Source organism: Protofrankia sp. Cas4 (assembly GCF_963555915.1).
Lineage (GTDB): Bacteria > Actinomycetota > Actinomycetes > Frankiales > Frankiaceae > Protofrankia.
This window is the reverse complement of the sequence record NZ_CAUVXL010000107.1, coordinates 1-7459: the sequence shown is the minus strand read 5'-3', so window position 1 is coordinate 7459 and position 7459 is coordinate 1. Positions and strand designations below refer to the sequence as shown.

Here is a 7459-nt window from a genome sequence, read left to right as displayed (position 1 = left end):
TGGCGGGCGGCCCATTCCGCCAGCGGTACGGACAGGGCCAGGAGTTCCTGCGCCGCCGCAGTGAGCCGGTAGGAGGCGGAGAACGGGAACTGGCGTTCCCGCGTGTGCTCGACCAACCCACGCTGCTCCATCCACCGCAGCGTCCGGTACAACACCGCGTCGCGGATGATCGGTCGCGGCCAGCGACGGGTGCGTGGCGTGCCCGCGGTCCGGATGCTCTGCAACAGGCCCGTATACGGGCGCAGTCCCGCCGACAGCGCCACCAGCACATCCGGCAGCCACACGGGGTTCAACAGGCCCCGCAGATCGTGGAGCAGACTGCCCCAGTCATCGTCAGAGATCGTGACGTCGCTCGTCGCGCTCACCTCCACCACGGGCCAGCAACAGGTCGCGTCGATGTCGCTTCGTTCTGCCTCGCAGCGCTACTGTCTCGCCGCGATAGGGAGATCGAAGTCCATCTGTGCGACAGGTCAAGCACCCAGAATGACCGATGTAGGCGTTATACGACAGAGAACACCTCAACAACGGATAACCCACCACGTGTGCCTCTCGTGCGGATTGCCGGTCGTCGACGAGCTCTACAGGCGCCGTTCGCGCCGTATACCTGCGACAGCGTGGCCAGCAACGAGACCATCGCGTTGAGCTTCCGGTGGCATCCAGGGATCGCATGACAAGCATCACGTTGACGGACGCCCGCACGTCCCGGGCCCGTACTGGCCAACTACCCTGCCGAAAGGCCCAGTAGACCCGAACCCTACAACCTGTGTAGGGATCGGATATATATAAGCAGCGCGGCCTGGGGCTTTGCATGTAGTTGAGCAATGTTCGGGCAGGGCCGGTTCGGGTAGTTGAGCATTAGGTGCCGCGATCATATTTACGGTGTGTGACTGGTGTCCGGGGCTGGGCTGGCGGCGAGGACGCAGACCACCGGCGGGCTGAGGCGCAGGGTCTCGGTCCTCATCTGCGTGAAGCCGGCGTCTCTCAGCAGGTCTTCGAGTTCGTCGGCGGCCTTGCGGGACGTGTCCGCCGTGGCTCCGGGGCAGCGGGGCTGGGACGCGATGGCAACGCGCCCGCTGGGCGCGAGTCGCCGGCGCAGTTCGGCGAGCCGCTCGGCCGGTGCGGGCCAGAACCCGAGGGAGTTGACGGCGAGGATGGCGTCGAAGGGACCATCGAGAGCGGACGGAATCTGATCGACCGAAGTCCTCATCAGGGTGACCCGCCCGGCCCGGATAGCGGCAGCGTTGCGCCTGGACGCCTGCCGGAGCATCACACCGGAATGGTCGATGCCGTACACGTGATCTGCGCCGGCGCGGACCAGTTCCGCGACCGCCAGGCCGGGACCGAAGCCGATCTCAAGGACCTGGTCGGCGGGCTGCACACCGAGCAGCGAGACCACCCAGCGGTTGCGCTGCCGGTTGGACGGGCGGTGGGCAAACACCCAGCCGGTCACGCTTCCGGCCGCGCCCCGGGGATGATGGCCCTGGCCGATGACGTCGCGGTCCAGGGCGCGCACGGCGGCTATCCCGGCACGCGCGACCCCGTACTCGACCGCCGCGATCACTGCCCGCTTCACTGCCCGTGGTGGCATGCTTCCCTCATGTCGTGTTCCCATGGCCGGCAGTCAACGGCTTCAAGTGCACCTGAAGTCAAAATGCCCGGCGGCCTGCTCACCATCGGCGAGCTGGCACGGTGCGCGGGAGTCACCACCTCGGCCCTGCGGTACTACGAGGAACTCGGCCTGCTCCCCCCGCCGGTCAGGATCTCCGGGCAGCGCCGCTACCCCGAATCGGCGGCCAGGCTCGTGGCCGCCATCCTGCTCTACAGCGACGCGGGGTTCACCCTCGCCGAGCAGAAAGCCCTCATGGCACCGCGCGACGGCACGCCTGGCTGGAGGCAGCTCGCACAGCGCAAGCTCGCGGAACTCGACGAGCAGATCGCCAGGGCGCAGGCCGCCCGCGAGGCCATCAGGCACGGGCTGCGCTGCCCCCACGAGGACATCACGCAATGCCCCAACTTCAACGCCGGTATCACCGCCCGGCTCGCCGGCCAGCCACTGTCACAGTCCCACCAGCAGTTGCACGGCCAACGGTTCCACGAATCGCCGGGAGTCGCGTGAAGGCCGCCCGGTGACCTGCGGGGAGTCGGCCGGGTTGCGATCGGAAACGTCCGGGAGACCGGCACGATCCGGGCAGCCTACTCTCGTGAACCGCGACTTCCCCCGGGAATCACAGGCAGTGACCGGGAGGCGTAAATGTTCAAGTACCCCGCTCACTGCTCATGCACTGCTCAAGTACGAGCCCGCATGCTCATCCAAACCTGATCCCTACAACCTTGGTGAAGTCGGCCCGGGGCGCGGTGTCGGTCTTTCGGCCGATCCGTTTCCCCGAGCCGCTTCCCGAACCCGGCGGGCGCCTTTCAGCGCACCGGGCTCTCCACAGATCCCGGCGGGTTACATGTTCTTCTCATCCCGCGGTCGGCCAGGGAGTGGGGATGACTGTGCCCCGATAGCGATAGCGGGTGGTGCCCACTTTCTCGGGGTTGAACAGCATCCTGTCCTCGCTGGCCGGCCATGACCCGACGCGACAGTGGATGCGTCGGATCTCCTTCCAGGTAGATCGCGGGTGTTTGCGATACAGCCATCCCCAGACCCTTTGCCACGTGTAGTGGCTGAGGTAACCGAAGACGGCCGACGACACCCCTGGTCGGAAGTAGGCGCACCAGCCCCGCAGCACCGGGTTGAGCCGGAGCAGCAGGGCATCGAGCGGCTGGTTCGTGCCGACCTGCCGGCACAACGTCTTCACTTTCGCCATCACGGCCTGAAGCGCTTTCTTGGCCGGATAGGTATAGACGTAGTACCGGTTGGCGCCTCGCTTGCGGCGACGCTGGATGCGCCAGCCGAGAAAGTCGAGGCCCGTCTCGATGTGGGTGATGAGAGTCTTGTCCGGCGACAGGCGCAGGCCCATCGTGGACAGCACCCTCTCGATCTCCTCCCGTAGGGCCTCGGCGTCCGCCCTGGTGCCGTAGACCATCAGGCACCAGTCGTCGGCTTATGCCGAGCTCGGCATAAGTCGGCGTAACGGACCAGCCGCCACGTCGGAAGCCCTTGCTCTCGCCTGCGCCCCCGCTTATAGTCGGTGGACATCGCTCCGCCGGGCTTCCACGGGTCGTGCAGATGCTCGTCGAGCACTGACAGAGCCACGTTAGCCAACAACGGAGAGAGAATTCCACCTAATGCGCAGTGCTGGGTTATGCGCAGCGTTGGCCTGCTGGGCCTGGTGAGGACGCAGTTGGGGATCGAGCGCTGCGCATAACGCGCCGACGATTCTGATCAAGAGTTCGGCATGGTGCCGGGCCCGCATGATCGGAGGTCGGCTGTGATGGCGACTTTGTTTGCTCTGGTGTCGGGTTTGGACGCAGAGTTGGGCTGTCCACAACCGAAATCTGCGCACGCGCCTCGACCGAAGCCAAACGCAGAGCCCTCGAAGCCGTCTACACCGACATCGTCACCGACGACCTGCCCGAATGGAACCAAGACCCCGGACTGATCAACTGGCTCGCCAACCTCTGAGACTCCACGACCGACAGGGAGTTATGCGCACCGCTCGACCCCCGGCCCCGCCCCTCACCAGGGCCGACAGGCCGACGCTGCGCATAATCCAGCGCTGCGCATTAGGTGGATTATGTTCAGCCGAACATAAGGACCCTTGCGGCGTGCCGGTGTGCGTCTCTCTGTTTTCGCCAAGTTCCGTGAGGACCCCGGCCTTCAAGAACGCCTTGACCAGCGCCAGGATTCGTTTGTCCTTGACCCGCCGCCGGACCCGGTCCATCAAAGCGATATGCCCGATTTCGTCGAAGCATGCCTCGATGTCCGCGTCCAGTACCCAGTGATAACCCCGGGTTCCGTAGAAGTGGATCCCGGCCACCGCGTCCTGAGCCCGCCTCCGGGGCCGGAAGCCATACGACACGGGCTCAAAGTCAGCCTCGAAGATCGGCTCCAGCACCAGTTTCAGCGCGGCCTGAACGACCCGGTCTGCGACCGTCGAAATTCCCAGCCGCCTGACCTTCCCCGAACCGCCCGGCTTCGGGATCATGCGCTCCCGTACCGGCAACGGCCGGAACTTTCCTCCTTTCAGTTGGGCACGCAGGTCGTTCAGGAATCCGGGCACCCCGGCTTCGCGGATATCGGCGACCTTCAGGCCGTCGATCCCGGCGGTCCGGGCACCCTGGTTGCCCGCGACCCGGGCAAACGCCACGATCAGCGTCGCCGGGTCATACACGAAGTTGAACAGGTCATCGAACCGGCGGCCAGGATCAACCGCCGCCCAACGGTGAAGTTTGTCCTGCATCCCTGATACCCGCACGAGCGCGACCTCACGGTCGCCCTCGCACGGCGCACCGCCATTCGGCGGTGCATCTTCCGGCATCACAGTATCCATCCCTTCTCGATACCGCTGCCGCCCTTCCCCATGTGCACAGGCTCTCCCTGGCTCGGAGTACTACGGCGGCTCCGCCCCACCCCACCGGTTCGGCAGTCGGTGCGCCTATCCCGGACGGACGGCTGGCTGCCTACCCGGCCGGGAACCCGTGCGAGGTGGTTCCCACGTTCACTGTGCTTCGTTTGTCGGAGTAGGAGCCCGGCTGTGTCCCAGCAGCTTCGCCATGGGTACGCCGCAGACCTTCCCCATGGCCTCCGGGTCAGCTTCTGTAAACCTCACCGGAGTTCCCTCCGCAACGGTAAACAGAGGGACGCACTGCGTCCGGCCCATATCCACCAGGTTGGAGCCGGTGCCAAGGTTGAGGGACGTAAACGCCGGTTCCTCGCGTACTCCTCTCCGTCTCGCTCGCCGGACCCGCGCCATCTGGCGGTGCTGACACGTCCCGGCTTTGTCAGGGCTGCTCCCACCCTCCCCGGCACCACCCGGATCGGGCTGCCCTCAGCTACCCCGACCTGCTGCGACAGGCCGAAGGCGAAGGTCTTCCACCTCCACTCGAAACACAGCGCCTCGTGGCGCAAACCGGAATCTCGGCAGAGCCGTTATTTCTACAGGCCCATATCGCGACCGTCGGTCCTGACGGTTCGGCCGCCGCCGGAGCCGGCGACCAGCTGGCTCGCTGGCTCGCTGGCTCGCTGGCTCGACCTGAGCCTGCCGTTGTCCACCTGAACAGACGCAAGCCCAAGGGGTGCGACGGAGCTGAGCCAAGCTCAACTGGAGTCTTGACTTATTCCTCAGGAGAAATAAGCCTATGCAGGATCCCATGGCGCATCCGTCGAGGGCAGAATCGAGAGGCGAGGGATGGACGACTACGACGTCATCGTGCTGGGAACCGGTGGAGCCGCACTCACCGCGGCCGCCGTCGCGGCGGAGGAGGGGGCGCGAGTCGGCCTGTTCGAGAAGGGCGAGACGGTGGGAGGCACCACGGTGTACTCCGGCGGGATGATCTGGATCCCGCTCAACCAGCACCAGCCGCCGGAGAAGGGCGACACGCGCGACAAGGCGGTCACGTACCTCAAGGCGCTGTCCAACGGCACGATCTCCGACGAGATGGTCGAGACATACGTCGACCGCGGTCCAGAGATGGTCTCCTACCTCCATGACCGCACGCCGGTGCAGTTCTACGCGGTGGCCGACTTCCCGGACTACCACCCCGAGCAGGACGGCGGGCTGCCACAGGGCGGCCGGTCGCTCGAGACCCCGCTGTTCCCGTACGGCGAACTGGGCGCGTGGAAGGACCGGGTGCACATCCCGCCGTACTACCAGACCTATCACCTGACGATCGGCCAGACGACGCTCGGCCAGCCGGTCCCCCAGGAGATCACGCCCGAGGAGATGCAGCGTCGCATCGACAACGACGAGCGCGGCATGGGGCTAGCGCTCGGCGGCCGGCTGCTGAAGGCGTGCCTGGACCGGGGCGTGCAGCCGCAGACCGGCCACCGTGGCGTCGACCTGATCATGGAGGACGGTCGCGTCGCCGGCGTCGTCTTCGAGACCGCCTCGGGACGCAAGGAGGTCCACGCGCCGAACGTCGTGATCGCGACCGGCGGTTTCGAGCACAACGAGGATCTCAAGCGGGCGTTCCTGCGGGGGCCCGCCAGCCACACCGTGGGTGTGGAGACCAACACGGGCGACGGGCTCAAGATGGCGATGCGCGCCGGAGCCATGATCGCGAACATGCCCGAGGCGTGGTGGATGCCGATGATCGAGGTCCCGACGAACTTGGTCGCGACTGGCCAGCAGATCCTCACCTACGAGCGCACGCTGCCCGGCGCGATCATGGTCAACAAGACCGGCAAGCGCTTCACCAACGAGGCCGCCAACTACAACGCCTTCGGCGCGGCGTTCCACGAACAGGACGTCAGCCTCGGCGTCTACAAGAACCTGCCCTGCTGGCTGGTCTTCGACCAGAACTGGCTCGACAAGTACGGCTTCGCCGGAGGCCTCGGCGCTACCGAGCAGGCCTCGACGGACTGGATGACGTCCGCTGACACGCTCCGGGGGCTGGCCGAGAAGCTCGGCATCCCAGGCGATGCGCTGGAGAACACCGTCGAGCGCTTCAACACGAACGCACGCAACCTCGAGGATCTCGACTTCAACCGCGGCCAGAGCGCCCAGGACCAGTGGTGGGGTGACCCGACGCTGCGCGACGGCACCGCGCGGGCGTCCCTCGGGCCTCTCGAGACCGGGCCGTACTACGCGATCCAGGTCTTCAGCGGCATGCTCGGCACCAAGGGCGGCCCGAAGACCGACACGCGGGCGCGCGTGGTCGATCTCGACGGCAACGTCATCGAGGGCCTGTACGCGGCCGGCAATGCCATGGCCTCCCCCATGGGAATGACGTACGGCGGTGCCGGCGGCACACTCGGCCCGGCAATGGTCTTCGGCTACCTCGCCGGCCGCGACATCGGCGAGCGCGTCGGCAGCCGTAGCCTGCAGACCGTCGGCGCCGCACACTGACCTCACTCGACGAGCGGACCGTTCGACGCGGGTGCACGCCGAAGTCCACGAACTCGCGAGCCGGACATCTGGAGCGATCCCGCTTCCGTGGACAGCGAACTTGAGGTTCCCTGTCCATAGGGAAGGATAGCGATGGAGGTGCGGCGGATCCCGTCCACACCACGGCGACCGCCGGCACCCGGTTCGATGCCGGCGGCGAACGCCGAACCCGCGCTCATCGGAGCCCAGCTCGCAATTCGTGACACGTCCCCACAGACACCAGGCCGCTGGCCCCGTCGCCATGTTCACATCCGCCGCGCCGCCGTCGGCCCTGACTGCGCCGTGAACGTCCGATCCCCACGCCGCGGTGGCCGTGTGGGGTGGGCGGGCGGACCGGCCATCGTCAGCCGGTGCGCATCGTTCTAGCCGCATCCCACCCGCACCCCAGGACGGCAGGTAGTAACGGAGGGTAATCACCGCTGGAGGCGATGTCACGACCGCAGGCCCCGGCTCAGGTGCCCGGAGAC

The 7459-nt window shown here is 66.7% G+C and carries 5 protein-coding genes and 1 pseudogene; 2 read left to right on the top strand and 4 right to left on the bottom strand.

Annotated elements, in window-relative coordinates; translation table 11 throughout:
• Both U9979_RS09980 and U9979_RS09975 read right to left on the bottom strand, forming a co-directional pair.
• On the bottom strand, positions 1 to 365 hold a 365-nt coding region (locus U9979_RS09980), incomplete at its 3' end, for a winged helix-turn-helix transcriptional regulator (protein ID WP_322779144.1).
• 509 nt (positions 366 to 874) lie between these two features.
• Positions 875 to 1588: a class I SAM-dependent methyltransferase gene (locus U9979_RS09975; protein WP_322779143.1), complete on the bottom strand. Its 714-nt coding sequence runs from the start codon at positions 1586 to 1588 to the stop codon at positions 875 to 877.
• Between the two features lie 63 nt (positions 1589 to 1651).
• Between U9979_RS09975 and U9979_RS09970 the strand changes: the two genes are divergently transcribed.
• Positions 1652 to 2116, top strand: a complete 465-nt coding sequence (locus U9979_RS09970) for a MerR family DNA-binding transcriptional regulator (protein WP_322779142.1) — start codon at positions 1652 to 1654, stop codon at positions 2114 to 2116.
• Between the two features lie 346 nt (positions 2117 to 2462).
• Here the strand turns inward: U9979_RS09970 and U9979_RS09965 are convergent, their stop codons facing one another.
• Positions 2463 to 3029, bottom strand: coding sequence for a group II intron maturase-specific domain-containing protein (locus U9979_RS09965; protein WP_322779141.1), 567 nt, complete (start codon positions 3027 to 3029; stop codon positions 2463 to 2465).
• Positions 3030 to 3689: 660 nt separating this feature from the next.
• Positions 3690 to 4424 (bottom strand): annotated as a pseudogene (locus U9979_RS09960) (reverse transcriptase domain-containing protein); the annotation flags it as partial.
• 870 nt (positions 4425 to 5294) lie between these two features.
• On the opposite strand from U9979_RS09960, the gene U9979_RS09955 reads away from it, so the two are divergent.
• Positions 5295 to 6953: an FAD-binding protein gene (locus U9979_RS09955; protein WP_322779139.1), complete on the top strand. Its 1659-nt coding sequence runs from the start codon at positions 5295 to 5297 to the stop codon at positions 6951 to 6953.
• Positions 6954 to 7459 lie beyond the last annotated feature (506 nt).